Source organism: Dokdonella sp. (assembly GCF_019634775.1).
Taxonomy (GTDB): domain Bacteria; phylum Pseudomonadota; class Gammaproteobacteria; order Xanthomonadales; family Rhodanobacteraceae; genus Dokdonella.
The window spans coordinates 1,958,773-1,975,403 of the sequence record NZ_JAHCAS010000001.1 but is presented as its reverse complement, the minus strand read 5'-3'; the positions used below and the strand labels follow the sequence as shown (position 1 = coordinate 1,975,403).

Genomic DNA, 16,631 nt, shown 5'->3' with positions numbered 1-16,631 from the left:
CCATGCAGTCTCCGCCTGGGATCGGTACATGATCGCGGATCAGGGCACCGCGATGCACGCAGGGAATGGGCGCCCGTCTCAGGGCGCGCTGAAATGCTTGCGCAATCCCTGCCAGCAGGCCTGGTAGTCACGCTGCCGGTGCGCGGCATCGAGGGCCTGGGCAGTCGGCCGGATAACCGCGCGCGTCTCGAACATGAAAGCCATCGTGTCGGTGATGAAATCAGGTTTGGACAGGTCTGCGCTGGACGCCTTCTCGAACGTCGCCGCGTCGGGACCATGACCGGTAAAGCTGTTGTGCAGCGAACTGCCGCCCGGCACGAAGCCGCCGGCCTTGGCGTCGTAGGCGCCATGCACCAGCCCCATGAATTCACTGGCCACGTTGCGATGGAACCACGGCGGACGGAACGTGTCCTGCATGGCCAGGATGCGCGGCGGGAAGATCACGAAATCAAGGTTGCTGACACCCGCGCTGTCGCTCGGTGAATGCAGGACGAGGAAGATCGACGGATCAGGATGGTCGAAACTGATCGAACCGATCGTGTTGTGCCGGCGCAGGTCGTAACGGTACGGCGCGTAATTGCCGTGCCAGGCGACCACATCGCACGGAGAATGGCCGATGTCCGCACGCCACAGGTGCCCCTGGAACTTGGTGACGAGCTCGAAATCGCCTTCGACATCTTCGTAGGCGGCGACGGGTGTCTCGAAATCGCGCGGATTGGCAAGGCCGTTGCTGCCGATCGGGCCGAGATCGGGCAGCTTGAGCAAGGCGCCGAAGTTCTCGCAAACGTAGCCGCGTGCGACACCATCGGGCAAGGACACGCGGAAGCGGATGCCGCGCGGGACCACGGCGATCTGCTGCGGCTCGATCTCGATCACGCCGAACTCGGTCTCGAGGCGCAGACGGCCGTGCTGCGGAACGATCAGCAACTCGCCGTCGGCATCGTTGAACCAGCGGCCGTGCATGTCGCGGTTGGCCACGTACAGATGGATGCCGACGCCGGACTGTGCAAGCGGACCGCCGTTGCCGGCCATCGTGTAGAGGCCTTCGATGAAGTCGGTCGGCGCGCTCGGCAACGCCAGCGGATCCCAACGCAATTGTTCGGGCGTGACCGGCCCATTGCCGAAATCATTGTGGAAGGCCGGTTGCGCAAACGGCGCGAACGCACCGTGCATCGCTGCCGGACGGATCCGGTAGAGCCAACTGCGTCGGTTGGCATGGCGCGGCGCGGTGAACGCCGTGCCCGAGAGCTGCTCGGCGTATAGCCCGTGCGCCACGCGCTGCGGCGAGTTGCGCCCGATCGGCAAGCTGCCGGCCAGCGCCTCGGTGGCTAACTCATTGGCGAAACCTGTCTGGTATTGCGGATGCATGCGGGTCACCATTGCGCGCGTGCCGGGTGGGTATTCATCTTGCAGGAAACGCCTTCAGGCGTGATGCTCTTCGGAGACCCATTGCCCTGTAGGAAACGCCTTCAGGCGTGATGCTTTTTCTTTGGGGCGTTGTACAGAAGGAGCATCGCGGCTGAAGCCGCTTCCTACTACAGCACGCCGCGGCGCATCTGGTCGCGCTCGATGCTCTCGAACAGCGCCTGGAAATTGCCCTCGCCGAAACCCTCGTTGCCCTTGCGCTGGATGATCTCGAAGAAGATCGGTCCAAGTGCGTTCTGGGTGAAGATCTGCAGCAGTTTGCGTTGCTTGGTCTCCGGATCGGCATCGATCAGGATCCTGTTCTTTGCCAGGCGCGGCACGTCCTCGCCGTGGTTCGGAATGCGCTCGTCGATGACGTCGAAGTAGGTGTCCGGCGTATCAAGGAATTCGATGCCGGCATCACGCATGCGTTCGACCGTGGTGTAGATATCGTCTGTGAAACAGGCGATGTGCTGGATGCCCTCGCCCTTGTACTGGTCGAGGTATTCGTTGATCTGGCTTTTCGGGTCGCTCGATTCGTTGAGCGGGATGCGCACCATGCCGTCGGGCGCGGTCATTGCCTTCGACAGCAGGCCGGTCTTGGCGCCCTTGATGTCGAAGTAGCGGATCTCGCGGAAGTTGAACAGGCGCTCGTAGTAGTCCGCCCACTTCGCCATGTTGCCGTGGTAGAGGTTGTGGGTCAGGTGGTCGATGAAGGTCAGGCCGAAACCCTTTGGCAGCAGGTCGACGCCTGGCAGGTATTCGTAGTCGGGATCGTGGATCGTGCCCTTGTCGTCGTAGCGGTCGACGATGTAGAGCATGCAGCCGCCGATGCCCTTGATGACCGGCGCGGCTGCGGCCTTGCTCAGTTCGTCGCGCGTGTCGAAGGATTCCGCGCCGTTCTTCAGAGCCTGCACGCGCACCCATTCGGCGAGCTTGTTGACGCGGATCGCGAAACCGCAGGCGCTCGGGCCATGCTCGGCGGCGAAGCGTGCGGCGAAGGAATCGGGATCCTCGTTGATGAGGAAAGTGCAGTCACCCTGGCGATACGTGCTGATCGGGCGTGTCCTGTGGCGCGCAACCTGCACGAAGCCAAGCTTGCGGAAGTAGTCGTGCAGGTGTTGCGCCTGGCCCTGCGGCGCGGCGAATTCGACAAACTCGAAACCATCGATACCCATCGGGTTGTCGAACGTCGTAACCTCGACACCGGTCTTCGTCGCGGGCTGGGCATTCATGGGGCGGCTCCTCGGCTGGCTCGATGCGCACGCGCTGCGCAAACGTCCTTTATAGTTTCAATTGAAACCACAATCAAGAGTGTCCCGATGGCCGGTCACGCCCTGCTCGAACTGGAAACCTTCCTGCCCTACCGCCTCAGCGTGCTCTCCAACACCCTGAGCCAGGCGATCGCGCGCGTCTACGACAAACGCTTCGGTCTGTCGGTCACCGAGTGGCGTGCGATGGCCGTGCTCGGCCACCGTGCCGACCTGTCGGGCCGCGAGGTCGCCGAGCGCACGGCGATGGACAAGGTTGCAGTGAGCCGCGCGATCGCGCGCCTGCTTTCCAAGGGCCTCGTCGAGCGCGGCACGGCCGCCAACGACAAGCGCCGTTCGGTGCTGCGCCTGTCGGAGGAAGGCTGGAAGATCTACGACCAGGTCGCGCCGCTCGCGCTCGAACACGAGCAGCGCCTGCTCTCGCATCTCAGCATGGAAGAACGCGAATGGCTCGCGCGCATCCTCGATACGCTGTGGAAGGCTGAGTTGGTCGAGTCGAAGCGCTGAGGTTCAACCGCCGCAGCGGCGGTAGTCGAACGGGATGGTCGTGGTCGTGCCGTCGCGGCCCGTATCTGTGAACTCGGCCGATAGCCGTCGCGACTGAAGCCGTTCACTGGATCAAGCCCTCGTGGGGCTACAGCCGCGGTCGGCACGATCCGGGGAAACCTTGGGATGTTCCGATCAATCCCACTGCGGCGTCACCGTCCTGTGCGAGCGCAGGTCAAGGCGCGACGGCGAAGCCGGACTGGCCGTCTGTCGGGCCGGCGCAACTCCGGGCTGCGCCCGCACAGGACGGCCCCGAGCTATTGATATCCGATGACGGGATTGATCAGAGCATCCCTTGGTCCGAATCCCGCGCGCAGGCCGTCCATGGCCTGCACGGGCTGGCGTCATCGAGGACTCATTTGACGCCGTGCATGAGCTTCTGGATCAGTGGCGCGATCAGGAACAGGAACACACCCGAACCCACCAGCACCCAGAAGCCAAAGGTGTAGCCCGACAGTGCCGACTCCACGCTCATGCCGCCCTCGCCGCTGACGTGGCTGGCGAAGATGCCCGAGAGGTTGTTGCCGATGGCGGTGGACAGGAACCAGCCGCCCATGCCGAAGCCGACCAGGCGTACCGGTGCCAGCTTGGTCACCATCGACAGGCCGATCGGCGACAGGCACAGCTCACCGACCGACTGGATCACGTACACCATGAACAGCGTCCAGAACGGGATCTTCAGGCTCTGTGGATCGACCATGCTCGACAGCGCAACCATCAGCAGCAGGAAGGCCAGGCCATTGAAGATGATGCCGAGGCCGAACTTGCGCGGGATGGACGGATTGGCCTTGCCCATCTTGACCCAGATCCAGGCGATGACCGGGGCGAGGGTGATGATCGCCAGCGAGTTGACCGACTGGAACCAGCCCACCGGGAAGATCCAGCCGCCGAAGTCGCGGTTGACGATGTTCTGCGCGAGGAAGTTGAACGAGGAGCCGGCCTGCTCGAAGAAGATCCAGAACAGCACGTTGAAGGCGAAGATGATCAGCATGGCGATCGCCATGTCGCGCCGCACCGCGCCATCGCGGAAGCCTTCGCGCAGGATCAGCACGCACAGCGCCACGAACAGTGCGGTCAGCAGCCACTGCAGCTGGCTGGCATCGATGGCGAGCAGGAAGTAGATCACGGGAATGGAAGCCAGCGTGCCCAGCAGCGTGTACACCACCCTTTGCACGCTTTCGGTACCTTCGGTCGGGCGACCGATGCCCTGCAGCTGCGCGCGCCCGAACCAGAACCAGACCAGACTGACCAGCATGCCGATGCCCGAGGCAATGAACACCACCTTGTACGCCGGCATGTCGGGCGAGCCGCCGAACATGCGCTCGGCCAGCCAGCCGGTGAGGATCGGAGCGATCAGCGCGCCGGCATTGATGCCCATGTAGAACAGGGTGAAGCCGGAATCGCGCCGCTCATCCCCTGGGGCGTACAGCTTGCCGACCATGGTCGAGATGTTCGGCTTGAACAGGCCGTTGCCGGCAATGACCGTGGCCAGGCCCAGCTTGAACACCTGCTCGTTCGGCACGACGATCATGAACAGGCCGGCGGCCATGACGACTGCACCGACCAGGATCGAACGCTGGTAGCCGATCACACGATCAGCCACGTAACCACCGAACAGTGCGGCGGCATAGACGAGGGCGAGATAGGCACCATACAGTCGGCTGGCCGGCGCCTCGCCAGCACTGTCGCCACTGTAGAACTGGGCGACGATGTACAGCGCCAGTGCCCAGCGCATGCCGTAGAACGCAAAGCGTTCCCAGAACTCGGTCATGAACAGCATCCACAGCGGGCGCGGATGCCCCATCACGGTCTTGAAATCGGGTGGCGGCGTTACATCGGGCGCGGCTGCGGATTGGCCACTCATGCGAATCTCCCCTGGTCGAGCGAAGGATGGACCGCGGGAGCATCACCGACGCGGCGGGATGCGTCAATCCACCACGCCCGCTCAGACAGGCGCAGACGGCGACGCGCCGATGACCGTGCGCACCTCCAGCAGCTCCGGGAAGAAGCTGAGATCGAGGGCCTTGCGCAGGAAGGCCACGCCCGAGGATCCGCCGGTGCCGCGCTTGTGGCCGATGATGCGCTCGACCGTCTTCATGTGGCGGAAGCGCCAGAGCTGGAACGACTCCTCGACATCGACGAGCTGCTCGCAGAAGTGGTATTCGGACCAGAACTCGTCGGCGTTTTCGTAGATGCGCTCGAACATCGGCACCAGTTCAGGCACGAACACATGCGGCTGCGACCAGTCGCGCTCGACGCAGTGCGCCGGCACCGCATGCCCGCAACGGGCGAGATGGCGCAGGAACTCGTCATAGAGGCTCGGCGCCTCGAGCACTTCGCGCAAGCCGGCCTGACGTACCGGGTCGTAGGAGAAGACGCGCACCATGTCGGCGTTCTTGTTGCCAAGCATGAACTCGAGCAGGCGGTACTGCCATGACTGGAAACCCGAAGCCGGCCCCAGCACGTGGCGGAACTCCTGGTATTCGGTCGGCGTGAGCGTTTCCAGCACGGCCCACTGTTCGAACAGCTGGCGCTGGATCTGTTTCACGCGGGCAAGGATCTTCAGGCAGGGATCAGTCTGATCGATCGCCAGCAGACCGATCGCCGCGCGCAGCTCGTGCACGATCAGCCTCATCCACAGTTCGGCGACCTGATGCTGGATGATGAACAGCATCTCGTCGTGGTGCTGCGGCTGGCTCAGCGGAAGCTGCGCCGAAAGCAGGGTGTCCAGTTGCAGGTAGCCGCCGTAGGTCAGGCGGTCGCGCAGGTCGGTTTCGATGCCCTGCTCGAGCTCACGTCGGTTTTCCATGCGCCATCGGCCTCGGAGAATTGATTCCGCAACCTACCGGACGCGCGCGGCGACTGCCAGCCCTGTGCTTCCTCAGTTCTCGAAACCGTGCGCGAAGATGCGGTCGGCCGGAATGTCGGTCGGCAATTCATAGGCGCCAACATCGCACTTGCCGCCCTGGTCCGGGCGCGAATGATCCTGGCAGCGTGCGACCTTACGCGGGTCTGTGTACTGGATGAAGTGGCTGATCGAAGCCTCCGAACAGGCATCGACCAGAAAACCGGCCAACGTCGGGCGGTAGTCGTTCGCTGCCGGATTGACGAAATTGCCGGACTGGAGCTGGATGCGGTTGCAGGGACCGTAGGCGTCGAAACTGCCGGAAACCGAGACCGGCTCGGCGAAAGCCGACGCCACCAATTCATGGCTCCACGAACTGTCGTTGATGAGCTGCACAGCCATGGCCGGCGACACCGAACCATCGGATTGCACTTCGACATTGTCGGCAAAGGTCGAAAACCGGATGTCCGAAAAGGAGATCGGGTTGCCGCTCCGGGAGGCATGACTTACCACCCTGCGACCGGTCTGATCGCTGCCGCGCGAGGCAAGCCTGTTTTTGGCAACCACCACGCCTTCCAGAACCAGCATCGCCCCCCATGTATTCAACGCTGGCGAGCCGTAGGCACAGTTTTCCAGGAACATGGTCTGGTAGAAAAAACCGTTCGCGCCATCGAAATACGCACCACCACCATGCCCGTTCGTGCCCGGGCAGCCGTTGCCGGCACGGTTGCCAACGATGCGCGAGCAGTTCTGGTCTGCCGGACAACTGACGACATTGGCATCGGGATAGTCGCGCGCCATGCGCACGAAGGCGTTGGAGTCGGCGTAGATGCCGCCGCCGCTGCTGTTGCCGGCGGTCGCGATGTTGCCCTCCAGGCTCAGCTCACGGGCATCGAGGGTTGCGTGGTTGATCAGCCAGACGCCACCGCCCTGGACGGCCCGGTTGTTGCGTATTTTGGCTCCCGTCGCATTCTGGTACGGCACGGGCTGGCCGACCGCGCCGACCGTGATGGTCGCCTGTTCCACACCGATGCCACCGCCAAATCCGGCGAGATTCCCGACGATGTCGGTCAGGTCCGCGCGGATGCGGATGTTGGCGTGCCTGCCGTAGATGCCTCCGCCCGTGAATTCGGCCCGGTTGTTGGATATGGTCACATTGCGATGCAGTTCCACCGTGGCAGGCGCGGTCGAGCCGGAACCATTGATGTAGATGCCGCCGCCGATGCTAAAGGTGTAGTTGTGATCGACCTGCACGTTCTCCAGAACCACCGAGGCCCGCCCGTAGATGTGGATGCCGCCACCATCGACGGCTTGGCCGTAGCCATCCTGGATGAGCAGATTGCGCAAGGAAACGCTCTGCGGCCCGGCCAGCATGCGGATCCTGAGGACCGGGTTGCTGCCATACGTACCCGCGCTGGCGCCGGCCGACAACACGCTGCGCGCGGTTTGCTGCGCGGCTGCACCGCAGGCGTTCCAGCCACCGCTGATGGAAAGCGAGTGATCCTCGATGCTCAGGTTCTGGTTCAGGAACGTGCCGGTGCGTACGCGGATCTCGTCCGCACCGGGGCCGTTTGCCTGCGCCGCATTGATGGCCGCCTGCAGCGTGGAATGGGTGCAGCCCGCCTCACTGCCGACCCAGAACAACGCCGCGTGGAGCGGGCCGGAAACCAGTGCGGCATGAAACAGCACGAGCGATACGACCCGCGTTCGAACTGCAGGCGTCATGGCGGAAACCCCGGACTGTGATGGAATTGCCGGACATCAACGCAATTTGGCGCAAGAACCTGCAGCGGGGACAAACTGCGTCGGGCTCGACCCGGCCGCATTCCGTGCTGCGCCGATCCTTGCGCCGCCACGCCGGCCTTGGTATCAGACGCAACGATTCGTCGTGGCGCGGGGACATCCCTCGGCGCGGCATCGCGCAATCCGGCACTGGATCCGGGCTCCGCGCGAAGCCTTCGCACCGAACCCCACGCTCCCGCATGGCGGGACGCCACGGTTTTCCCGGCATCAATCCGGGCCTGCCCTTCGGCCGTGCATGCGCGGCCAGCGGCGCCCCAGCGGAGACATCCATGCCCACCGCCGCCACCTTCGAGATCGAATACCTGCAGTTCCTCGACGCCGACGGCGGGCTCGTGCGCAACGACCTGCCGGCCTTCGCCCGCGACACACGCCAGCTGGTCAAGCTCTACCAGGAGATGCTGATGGCGCGAGTGTTCGACGCCAAGGCGATCGCCCTGCAGCGCACCGGCAAGCTGGGCACTTATGCGCCTTGCCTGGGCCACGAGGCGACCTATCTGGCGATCGGCAGCGCGATGCAGGAGGACGACGTGTTCGCGCCGAGCTATCGCGAATACGGCGTGCAGTTCCATCGCGGCGTGAAGCCCCGCGAGTTGCTGCTGTACTGGGGGGGCGACGAGCGTGGCAACGATTTCTCCGGACCTGCGCACGATTTCGCCTGGTGCGTGCCGATCGGCACGCAGTGCCTGCACGCGGCCGGTTCGGCGCTGGCGTTCAAGATCCGCAAGGAGCCGCGTGTCGCCGTGTGCACGATCGGCGACGGCGGTTCGTCGAAGGCCGACTTCAACAGCGCCCTCAACGTGACCGGCGCGATGCAGCTGCCGCTGGTCGCGGTGATCGTCAACAACCAGTGGGCGATCTCGGTGCCGCGCAACGCACAGACCGGCGCGAAAACGCTGGCCCAGAAGGGCATCGCCGCCGGCCTCGAATGCCTTCAGGTCGACGGCAACGACCTGATCGCCATGCGCGCGGCCATGGATCATGCGATCAAGCGCGCCCGCCACGGCCACGGCGGCATGTGCATCGAAGCGGTGACCTACCGCCTGTCCGACCACACCACCGCCGACGACGCACGCCGCTACCGCGGCGAGCAGGAGGTCAAGGACGCCTGGGCACGCGAACCGCTCAAGCGCATGAAGGCCTATCTGATGTCCCTCAATGCCTGGACCGAGGACGAGGAAGCCGCGTGGAAGGAACAGTGCACGCGCTATGTCGACGCCGAGGTCAATGCCTATCTCGAAACGAAGACGCAACCGGTCGAGGCGATGTTCGACTACACCTACGCCGAACTGCCACCGGATCTCGTTGCCCAGCGCGAAGAGGCCGTCGCCGCAGAGAAGCGCGCCTGATCGGCGCCCCGCAAAACGGAACCATCATGGCCCAGATCACCCTCATCGAAGCCGTCACCCAAGCACTGGCTTGGGAGATGGCACATGACCCCTCGGTCGTCGTCCTCGGCGAGGACGTCGGCGTCAACGGCGGCGTGTTCCGCGCCACGCTCGGCTTGATCGGGCGCTACGGCGCCGAGCGCGTGATCGACACGCCGCTCGACGAGACGACCATTGCCGGACTCACCGTCGGCCTGGCCGCACAGGGCATGAAGCCAGTCGCCGAAGCGCAGTTCGAGGGCTTCATCTACGCGATGCTCGAACAGATCATTTGCCACGCCGCGCGCTTGCGCAACCGCACGCGCGGACGCATGAGCGTGCCAGCCGTGTGGCGCGCCCCGTGGGGCGGCGGTATCCGTGCGCCAGAGCACCACTCCGAGGCCAACGAGGCGATCTTCACCAACGTGCCGGGCCTGCGCGTGGTTCTGCCGTCGTCGCCCGCACGTGCCTACGGCCTGCTGCTCGCATCGATCCGCGACCCCGACCCGGTGATCTTCTTCGAGCCCAAGCGCATCTACCGCCAGTACAAGGAAGAAGTACCGGATGACGGCGAGGCACTGCCGCTCGACGTGTGTTTCGTGCTGCGCGACGGCAGCGACGTCACCCTCGTCACTTGGGGCGCGCAGGTCAAGGAAACCCTCGAGGCCGCAGACGTACTCGCCGCCGAGGGGATCAGCGCCGAGGTCATCGACGTGGCTACGCTCAAACCGCTCGATTTCGACACGATCCACGAGTCGGTACGCAAGACCGGACGCTGCGTGATCGTGCACGAGGCACCGCGCACCGCCGGATTCGGTGCCGAGATCGCCGCTCGGCTCGCCGAGCAGGCGCTGTACGACCTGGTCGCGCCGGTCGAGCGCGTCACCGGCTACGACACCCACATTCCGCTGTTCCGCCTCGAGATGAAATATCTGCCGAGCGTGGAGCGCATCGCCGCCGCTGCACGACGCACGCTGGCGGTGAGTTGACTGAAGGATCCGAACCGATGAGCGCTACCAAGTCATTCCTGCTGCCCGATCTCGGCGAGGGCCTGCCCGACGCAACCATCGTCGAATGGGCGGTCAAGGTGGGGGACACGATCCGCCTCGACGAGCCGCTGGTGTCGATGGAGACAGCCAAGGCGGTGGTCGAGGTGCCATCACCGTATTCGGGCAAGGTCGTGAAGCTGTTCGGTGCGGCCGGCGACGTGATCGTCACCGGCGCGCCGCTGGTCGAAATCGCGCTCGATCCGAACCTGCCGCAACGCGCCGAGGCGGAGGCCACCGGCCACCACCACGCGCATGCGCCGGCGAAACCAGCCGCGCCGGCTGCCGCCGCCACAAGCATCGAGGCGCGTGCCGATTCGGGCACCGTGGTCGGTGCGATGGAAACCGGCAGCCATGTGCATGCCGAGCAGGCCAGCGACGTCGGCGGCGTGAAGGCCGTGCCGGCGGTGCGCGCGCTGGCGAAGAAGCTCGGCATCGACCTGGGCCGCGTCGCGCCCAGCGGTGCCGGCGGCGTGGTCACGCTGCAGGACGTCAAGCAGGCCGCAGCGAGCGGCAGCGCCCGTCGTGATGTGCCGGCGCCGCTCGCACGCGCGACCGATGCGGCGCCGCCCATGCCGCCCCCTGTGGTGGCGCCGGTGCGTGACACCCGCGAACGCACGCACCTTTCCGCATCCGGTCAGCCCATGCGCACCCAGCCGCCGGGAGTCAGTGCGACTGGTCAGCCCGAACCGCTCAAGGGCGTGCGCCGCAACATGGCGCGTGTCATGGCCGACGCGCATGCCAAGGTCGTGCCGACCACGCTGTGCGACGATGCCGACATCCACGCCTGGCAACCCGGCAACGACATCACCGTGCGCCTGATCCGTGCCCTCGTCGCCGCCTGCAAGGCGGTGCCGGCACTGAACGCCTGGTTCGACGGCGACAACCTCGTGCGCACCCTGCACCCGCACGTCGACATCGGCATCGCCGTCGATACCGACGACGGCCTGTTCGTGCCGGCCCTGCGCAATGCCGACGTACTCGACGCCAACGGTCTGCGCCAGGCGATCAACCGCCTGCGCCAGCAGGTCCTCGAGCGCAGCATCCCGCCCGAGGAACTCAAGGGCTACACGATCTCGCTGTCGAACTTCGGCGTATTCGCCGGTCGCTATGCAACGCCCGTGGTGGTACCGCCGACCGTGGCGATCGTCGCTGCCGGCAAGGGTCGCCACCAGCTGACGCCGGTGATGGGCGGGGTCGAGGCGCACCGGGTGATTCCGCTGTCGTTGACCTTCGATCACCGCGCCGCTACCGGCGGCGAGGCCGCGCGCTTCCTCAAGACCATGCTCGACGACCTCGCCCTGCCGCGGTAGGAGCCCGTTCACGAGCGACCGACACGCTTCCTCAAACCGGCCGCGAATCCCCTACACTTGGGCGCTGGATTGCCCGGGGGTGCGTCGATGAGCAAATTGCTGCGCGTGCTGGAGAAGGTCGGACTCGTCGAGACCGGGGAGCCGGCGGTGGTGGAAACACCTGCCGCGCCGGAGCCGGTGGCGCGACGCGAGCCGCCGGCGCGCAGGGCAGCGCCAACGCCTGCGCCAGAACCTGCGCCGGCGCCTGCCGCCACGGCCGCCGGCCCGGTCGAGCAGCGCCCATTCGAACAGATCTATGCCGCGCAGGGCCTGCCGGCCGCGCCGTTCAGCGCGGAAAAGCTGCTGCGCGTGCTCGAAGGCCTGGCCGCGCTCGATCCCTCGGCGCGCAAGGCGGCGGTCGAGGCGCTCGACGCGGCCGACGAAACCTGGGCCATCGACGATGTCCTGCTCGATGCCGAACACAAGAAGCGCGCTCTCGAGACCGCACGGCGCGAACTCGAACAGCACGCGCGCCATGCGCTCGAGACCGCACGCGAGGCGATCGCCACGCGCGAGGCACGCCAGCAGGAAGCCACCCAGCGGATCCGTCAGCAGATCGCCGACCTCGAAGCCCTGCTCGAGCGCGAGATCACGCGTGCGACCGAGGAGAAGGGCGCGCTCGAGGCCGAGGCCCGCGCGACCAAGGAGGCCTGCCAGCGCGAGATTCTGCGTTATGACCAGGAAGGCATGCGCCTGTCGCGCATCGCCGCGGTCTTCGGTGACGGCCGGGCGAATCCGACCGCGAACCCGTGAACTTCCCATTGCCCGCTTCCAAGGAGCCGACATGGCAAAGCTGACCCCGCTGGCCAAAGGCCTGATCACCCTCGTCGTCATCGGCGGCACCGCTGCCGCAGCCTGGCATCTCGGCCTGCGCGAACTGGTGCAGTCACGGAGTGCCACTCCCGCCACCTCGACCTCCACGCCCACTCCACCATCGACATCTACATCGAGCCGGCCAGCCACGAGCCCGGTCGCAACCACGAAGCCCGGCAACGGCCCGCTCGGCAGCGCCAACAATCCGCTCAAGGTCAGCCTGGTCAGCTTCCACGGCTATGCGCCGGCCCTGCTCGCCAACGGCAAGTCGCTGAAGACCCAAGCCGGCTCGATCTACGACCGTCTCGGCGTCAACGTCGAGTTCCTCATCCAGGACGACATCCCGACGCTGACCACGATCTTCGAATCGAACACCGCGCAATGCGCCTGGCGCACCTCGGACTTCTGGGCGCAGGAGCAGCCGAACCTGCGCAACTCGGGCCACGACGGCCGCGCCATCATCGTCGTCGACAACACGCAGGGCGGTGACGCGATCATCACGCGCGACCCGGCGATCCGCCGCGTCGAGGACCTCGCCGGCCGCACGGTTGCCCTGCTCCAGTTCACGCCCTCCGATGGCATGACCATCGACGCGATCGAAAACTCCAGCATGACCGCGCGCGCGAAGAACTCGGTGCGCTACGTCTACATCAACGCCGAGGAAGGCACCGCCGGCGTGCGCGCCGCCTTCGCGGCCGGCAACGTCGATGCCGCCGCACTGTGGGATCCGGACCTGTCGCTGGCGCTCAAGAACGTGCCCGGCGCGCACGTCGTCTACTCGACCCGCACCGCGACCAACCTGATCTACGACGTCATCGTCTGTGACAGCCGCGTGCTCGACAATCCGGCCAACACGAACACCTTCCAGGCTTTTGTCGCAGGTTGGCTCGAAGGCGTGGAGGTTGCACGCAAGGCACCGGATGACGCGGTCGACGCGCTCGTGCGCACCGAGGAGTTCTTCACCCTGCTCGCCAAGGACCAAGGGCGCGACTTCGTCAAGAGCCTGTTCCAGAACCTCGTCTGGACCGGCCTGGAGGACAATGCGCGTATCCTCGGCCTGGTCGGCGGCACCAACCACTACGAGCGCGTATACCGCCGTTTCGACGGCATCTACCGCCGCGCCGGCGCGCTGGCCAACCCGAACAGCCCGGTCATCGCTCCGCAGGATTCGTTCGACACGCGCTTCGTCAGCAAGTTGCTTGCCAAGAGCCAGGCCGCGCAGCAGGCGGCGGCGCAGCCCGAATATACGTTCAGCGAGCGCGAGCGCGAGCAGATGTCGCAGCAACCGGCCAGCGTGACCAAGCCGGTGACGGTCACCTTCGCCACCGCCTCGGCCGAATTGACCAAACGCGCGCAGAAGACCCTCGACGACGAGATGGTGCCGTTCATCGAGAACAACGGTTCGGCCTACTTCGAGATCTCCGGCAACACCGACTCCACCGGTTCGCGCGAGGTCAACATGCGGCTCTCGCGCGCCCGTGCGCAAGCCGTCGTCGACTACCTGGTCACCCAGTGGGAGTTCGAACGGGCACGCTTCCGCATCGTCGGCAACGGCCCCGACCGGCCGATCTGCAACGAAGCCTCGCCGCAAAGCGAGAACCTGACGCTCGAGGAATGCCGTGCGCTGAACCGCTCGACGCGCGCGGCCGTGCTGGCTCGCTGACGGGCATCGCGATGGCTGCTGCTGACAAGCACTGGAATCCCTACGCGCTGCTGCCGGCACGCACCACGCGCATGCTCGGCGTCGGTGCCGTCGTCACCGTGCTCGTGTTGTGGGCAGTGGTGACCGGGTTCGGCTGGATCGGTCCGAACAAGCTGCCCGCGCCCTGGCAGGTGGCCAAGGCCTTCGCCTATCTCGCCTGGGACGGCGAGAACCAGCGCAGCCTGTTGTGGAATGCCACGCTCTGGTCGGTCGGGCGCGTGCTCGCGGCCGGAGCGCTGGTGATCGCCATCGGCATCCCGGTCGGCGTGCTCATGGGTGCCTCGCCACGCGTGAACGCCACACTGTCGCCACTGGTCGATCCGTTTCGTTCGGCACCCGTGGTCGCCCTGCTGCCGATCATGGTCATGTGGTTCGGCATCGGCGAGTGGATGAAGATCCTGTTTCTCTATGCCGGTTCGGTCGTGTACCTGATCCCGATGGTGCGCGACGCCGTGCGCGCGGTGCCGCAGTCGTACTGGATCGGTGCACGCGACCTCGGCGCCACACCGTGGGAAGCGGTGCGCCACGCCGTGCTGCCGCTGGCCATGCCACGCATCGCCGACGCCGTCATCGTTGCCGTCTCGGTCATGTGGACCTACATCACCGTGGCCGAGTACGTGAATGCGCGCGAGGGGCTCGGCCAACTGATCCAGAACGCACGCCGCTTCTCCGCGATGGACCAGGTGTTCGCCGGCATCATCGTCATCATTGCCTTCGCCCTGCTGACCTACCACTTCATGCGCTGGATCAAGGGCCGCCTGTACCCGTGGGAGACCCGCGTATGACCGCTGCGACGGTGAGCCTCGAACTGCGCGAGATCGTGCAGGAGTACCCGGGTCGCGAGGGTGGCGTACTGCGCGTCATCAACGGCGTGAGCCTGCATTTCGACCGCCCCGGCATCAACATGCTGCTGGGCCCCTCCGGCTGCGGCAAGTCGACCCTGCTCCACATGATGGGTGGCGTGCGCCCGATCGGCGTGAAGACACCGACCGCCGGCGAAGTGCTGATCGACGGAACACCCTGCCATGGCGCGCACGACGACGTGGTCATGGTGTTCCAGCGCTACGCCAACCGGCCCGACCTCGATGTCTGGAACAATGTCGCCTTCCCGTTCCGCCTGGCCCACTGGCGCAAGCGCGTGCCCGAGGCCGAGTGGAAAGCGCGCGTCGACGCAATGATCGATGCGGTCGGCCTCGGCGCGCACCGCCACCACCTGCCCTCGCAACTGTCCGGCGGCCAGAACCAGCGTGTCGCGCTGGCCCGCGCGCTGGTCCTGCGTCCGCGCGTCCTGCTCATGGATGAACCGTTCGGCGCACTCGACGCACAGACCCGTGGCGAGATGCAGACCCTGCTGGTCGAACTGCACGAACGCCACCCGTGCCTGGTCATCTTCGTTACCCATGACGTCACCGAGGCGCTGCTGCTCGGTGACCGCGTGATCGTGCTGTCGACCCAGCCGGCGGTGGTCGCCGACGATTTCTCGATCCTCGAACCGCGTCCGCGTTCGGCGGCCTGGCAACGTTCCAGCGAAGCCGTGCGCATGGAAGAGCGCATCCTCGATCGCCTGCACAGTCGCAGTGGCGGCCCCGGCAGCGTCGTCGTGACGATCTGAGGAGTCGCACCCGGTGAGCGAACATCCGGTCTGGAGCAAGGACGAGGAGGATCAGCCGTCGTACCTCGGCGCGCTGCTGACGAGCCCACTCAACATCCATATCGGCCTCGGCACGCTCGCTGCGGGGGTACTGCTGTCGATCCCGTTCGGCCTGCCGGGCATCGCCCTGCCGCTGCTCGCCTTCGGTGCCGGCGAGGCACTGGCCGCGACCTTCATCGCCACATCCGTCCGCTTCCGCGAGCGCGTCGACCGCGAGTTCCGCACGCGCCGGCGCGATCGTGCGACCGCGCACCTGTACGACCAGATCAGTCGGCGCGTCGTTGCCGACCACCCGCGCTGGAACATCTGGAAGCGCATGCGCGAACGCGTCGCCTCGCTGCGCGAGATCGGCCAGCACAAGCGCAGCCCGCTCGGCGAGCGCGACCTCGAGCGCATCGAGGACAGTGGCCTGGATTTCCTCGGCCTGTGGCTGGCCGAACTGTCGATGCAGGAACGCCGCAACGCGGTCGACGAGGTCGCGATCGAACGACGCATCGCCGACCTCGGCCAGCGCATCGATGCCGGGGCCAGCGACACCAAGAGCCTGCGCAAGGCGCGCGGCGACCTCGAGGAACTGCTGTTGCGCCACCGCCGCCTGGCCAGCCGCCATGCCGCCGCCGAAGCAGCCCTGCTGTCGCTGCCCGACGCGGTCGAGGAGATCTACCACGCGGTCGTCACCGCGCCGGCTTCGGGCGGCGGCGGCACACGCCTGCAGGAAGCCGTCGAACGCCTGCGCCTGGAGGAGGAACTCGAATCCTCCTACGGTGCCGAATTGCGCGAGATCGCCCCGCAGGCCGCATCGCGTATGCTTGCCGGCCAGCGCCATTGAAGGGA

Annotated in this window: 14 protein-coding genes; 9 read left to right on the top strand and 5 right to left on the bottom strand. The window is 66.1% G+C overall.

The window, feature by feature from the left end; translation table 11 throughout:
* Positions 1-78: 78 nt before the first annotated feature.
* On the bottom strand, positions 79-1,368 hold the full coding sequence (hmgA, locus tag KF907_RS08525) for a homogentisate 1,2-dioxygenase (RefSeq protein WP_291219747.1): 1,290 nt from the start codon (positions 1,366-1,368) through the stop codon (positions 79-81).
* A 167-nt stretch (positions 1,369-1,535) separates the two neighbouring features.
* Positions 1,536-2,639, bottom strand: coding sequence for a 4-hydroxyphenylpyruvate dioxygenase (hppD, locus tag KF907_RS08520; protein WP_291219746.1), 1,104 nt, complete (start codon positions 2,637-2,639; stop codon positions 1,536-1,538).
* 87 nt (positions 2,640-2,726) lie between these two features.
* Between hppD and KF907_RS08515 the strand changes: the two genes are divergently transcribed.
* Positions 2,727-3,182, top strand: coding sequence for a MarR family winged helix-turn-helix transcriptional regulator (locus KF907_RS08515; RefSeq protein WP_291219744.1), 456 nt, complete (start codon positions 2,727-2,729; stop codon positions 3,180-3,182).
* A gap of 394 nt (positions 3,183-3,576) precedes the next feature.
* Here KF907_RS08515 and KF907_RS08510 read toward each other — a convergent pair whose 3' ends face one another.
* From KF907_RS08510 to KF907_RS08500, 3 genes are all read right to left on the bottom strand, one after another.
* Complete coding sequence (locus KF907_RS08510) at positions 3,577-5,085, bottom strand: peptide MFS transporter (protein WP_291219742.1); 1,509 nt, start codon at positions 5,083-5,085, stop codon at positions 3,577-3,579.
* Between the two features lie 81 nt (positions 5,086-5,166).
* A complete protein-coding gene (locus KF907_RS08505; protein ID WP_291219741.1) occupies positions 5,167-6,030 on the bottom strand; it encodes a tryptophan 2,3-dioxygenase in 864 nt (287 codons plus the stop codon).
* Between the two features lie 72 nt (positions 6,031-6,102).
* Positions 6,103-7,440: a hypothetical protein gene (locus KF907_RS08500; RefSeq protein ID WP_291219740.1), complete on the bottom strand. Its 1,338-nt coding sequence runs from the start codon at positions 7,438-7,440 to the stop codon at positions 6,103-6,105.
* 698 nt (positions 7,441-8,138) lie between these two features.
* Here KF907_RS08500 and pdhA point away from each other — a divergent pair.
* The 8 genes from pdhA to KF907_RS08460 all read left to right on the top strand — a co-directional run bounded on the left by pdhA (position 8,139) and on the right by KF907_RS08460 (position 16,626).
* The gene (pdhA, locus tag KF907_RS08495; RefSeq protein WP_291219738.1) at positions 8,139-9,215 is read left to right on the top strand and encodes a pyruvate dehydrogenase (acetyl-transferring) E1 component subunit alpha; all 1,077 of its coding nucleotides are present in this window, start codon (positions 8,139-8,141) and stop codon (positions 9,213-9,215) included.
* 26 nt (positions 9,216-9,241) lie between these two features.
* Positions 9,242-10,222 carry an alpha-ketoacid dehydrogenase subunit beta gene (locus KF907_RS08490; protein WP_291219737.1) on the top strand — a complete coding sequence of 327 codons (981 nt, stop codon included), beginning with the start codon at positions 9,242-9,244 and terminating at the stop codon, positions 10,220-10,222.
* Between the two features lie 17 nt (positions 10,223-10,239).
* Positions 10,240-11,592: a dihydrolipoamide acetyltransferase family protein gene (locus KF907_RS08485; protein ID WP_291219736.1), complete on the top strand. Its 1,353-nt coding sequence runs from the start codon at positions 10,240-10,242 to the stop codon at positions 11,590-11,592.
* A gap of 87 nt (positions 11,593-11,679) precedes the next feature.
* On the top strand, positions 11,680-12,384 hold the full coding sequence (locus KF907_RS08480; protein ID WP_291219735.1) for a hypothetical protein: 705 nt from the start codon (positions 11,680-11,682) through the stop codon (positions 12,382-12,384).
* 31 nt (positions 12,385-12,415) lie between these two features.
* Complete coding sequence (locus tag KF907_RS08475; RefSeq protein ID WP_291219734.1) at positions 12,416-14,107, top strand: phosphate ABC transporter substrate-binding/OmpA family protein; 1,692 nt, start codon at positions 12,416-12,418, stop codon at positions 14,105-14,107.
* Between the two features lie 11 nt (positions 14,108-14,118).
* Positions 14,119-14,931, top strand: a complete 813-nt coding sequence (locus tag KF907_RS08470) for an ABC transporter permease (protein ID WP_291219733.1) — start codon at positions 14,119-14,121, stop codon at positions 14,929-14,931.
* Positions 14,928-15,758 (top strand): ABC transporter ATP-binding protein, encoded by an 831-nt coding sequence (locus tag KF907_RS08465; protein ID WP_291219731.1) that lies wholly within the window; start codon positions 14,928-14,930, stop codon positions 15,756-15,758. Before KF907_RS08470 ends, KF907_RS08465 begins: the two co-directional genes overlap by 4 nt.
* Positions 15,759-15,771: 13 nt before the next feature.
* Positions 15,772-16,626 (top strand): hypothetical protein, encoded by an 855-nt coding sequence (locus KF907_RS08460; protein WP_291219729.1) that lies wholly within the window; start codon positions 15,772-15,774, stop codon positions 16,624-16,626.
* Positions 16,627-16,631 lie beyond the last annotated feature (5 nt).

Excerpts from the sequence above, each read along its gene's own strand:
- hmgA (WP_291219747.1), bottom strand. The coding sequence starts at position 1,368 with ATGCATCCGCAATACCAGACAGGTTTCGCCAATGAGTTAGCCACCGAG.
- hppD (WP_291219746.1), bottom strand. The coding sequence starts at position 2,639 with ATGAATGCCCAGCCCGCGACGAAGACCGGTGTCGAGGTTACGACGTTC.
- KF907_RS08515 (WP_291219744.1), top strand. The coding sequence starts at position 2,727 with ATGGCCGGTCACGCCCTGCTCGAACTGGAAACCTTCCTGCCCTACCGC.
- KF907_RS08510 (WP_291219742.1), bottom strand. The coding sequence starts at position 5,085 with ATGAGTGGCCAATCCGCAGCCGCGCCCGATGTAACGCCGCCACCCGAT.
- KF907_RS08505 (WP_291219741.1), bottom strand. The coding sequence starts at position 6,030 with ATGGAAAACCGACGTGAGCTCGAGCAGGGCATCGAAACCGACCTGCGC.
- KF907_RS08500 (WP_291219740.1), bottom strand. The coding sequence starts at position 7,440 with ATGCTGGCCGGGCCGCAGAGCGTTTCCTTGCGCAATCTGCTCATCCAG.
- pdhA (WP_291219738.1), top strand. The coding sequence starts at position 8,139 with ATGCCCACCGCCGCCACCTTCGAGATCGAATACCTGCAGTTCCTCGAC.
- KF907_RS08490 (WP_291219737.1), top strand. The coding sequence starts at position 9,242 with ATGGCCCAGATCACCCTCATCGAAGCCGTCACCCAAGCACTGGCTTGG.
- KF907_RS08485 (WP_291219736.1), top strand. The coding sequence starts at position 10,240 with ATGAGCGCTACCAAGTCATTCCTGCTGCCCGATCTCGGCGAGGGCCTG.
- KF907_RS08480 (WP_291219735.1), top strand. The coding sequence starts at position 11,680 with ATGAGCAAATTGCTGCGCGTGCTGGAGAAGGTCGGACTCGTCGAGACC.
- KF907_RS08475 (WP_291219734.1), top strand. The coding sequence starts at position 12,416 with ATGGCAAAGCTGACCCCGCTGGCCAAAGGCCTGATCACCCTCGTCGTC.
- KF907_RS08470 (WP_291219733.1), top strand. The coding sequence starts at position 14,119 with ATGGCTGCTGCTGACAAGCACTGGAATCCCTACGCGCTGCTGCCGGCA.
- KF907_RS08465 (WP_291219731.1), top strand. The coding sequence starts at position 14,928 with ATGACCGCTGCGACGGTGAGCCTCGAACTGCGCGAGATCGTGCAGGAG.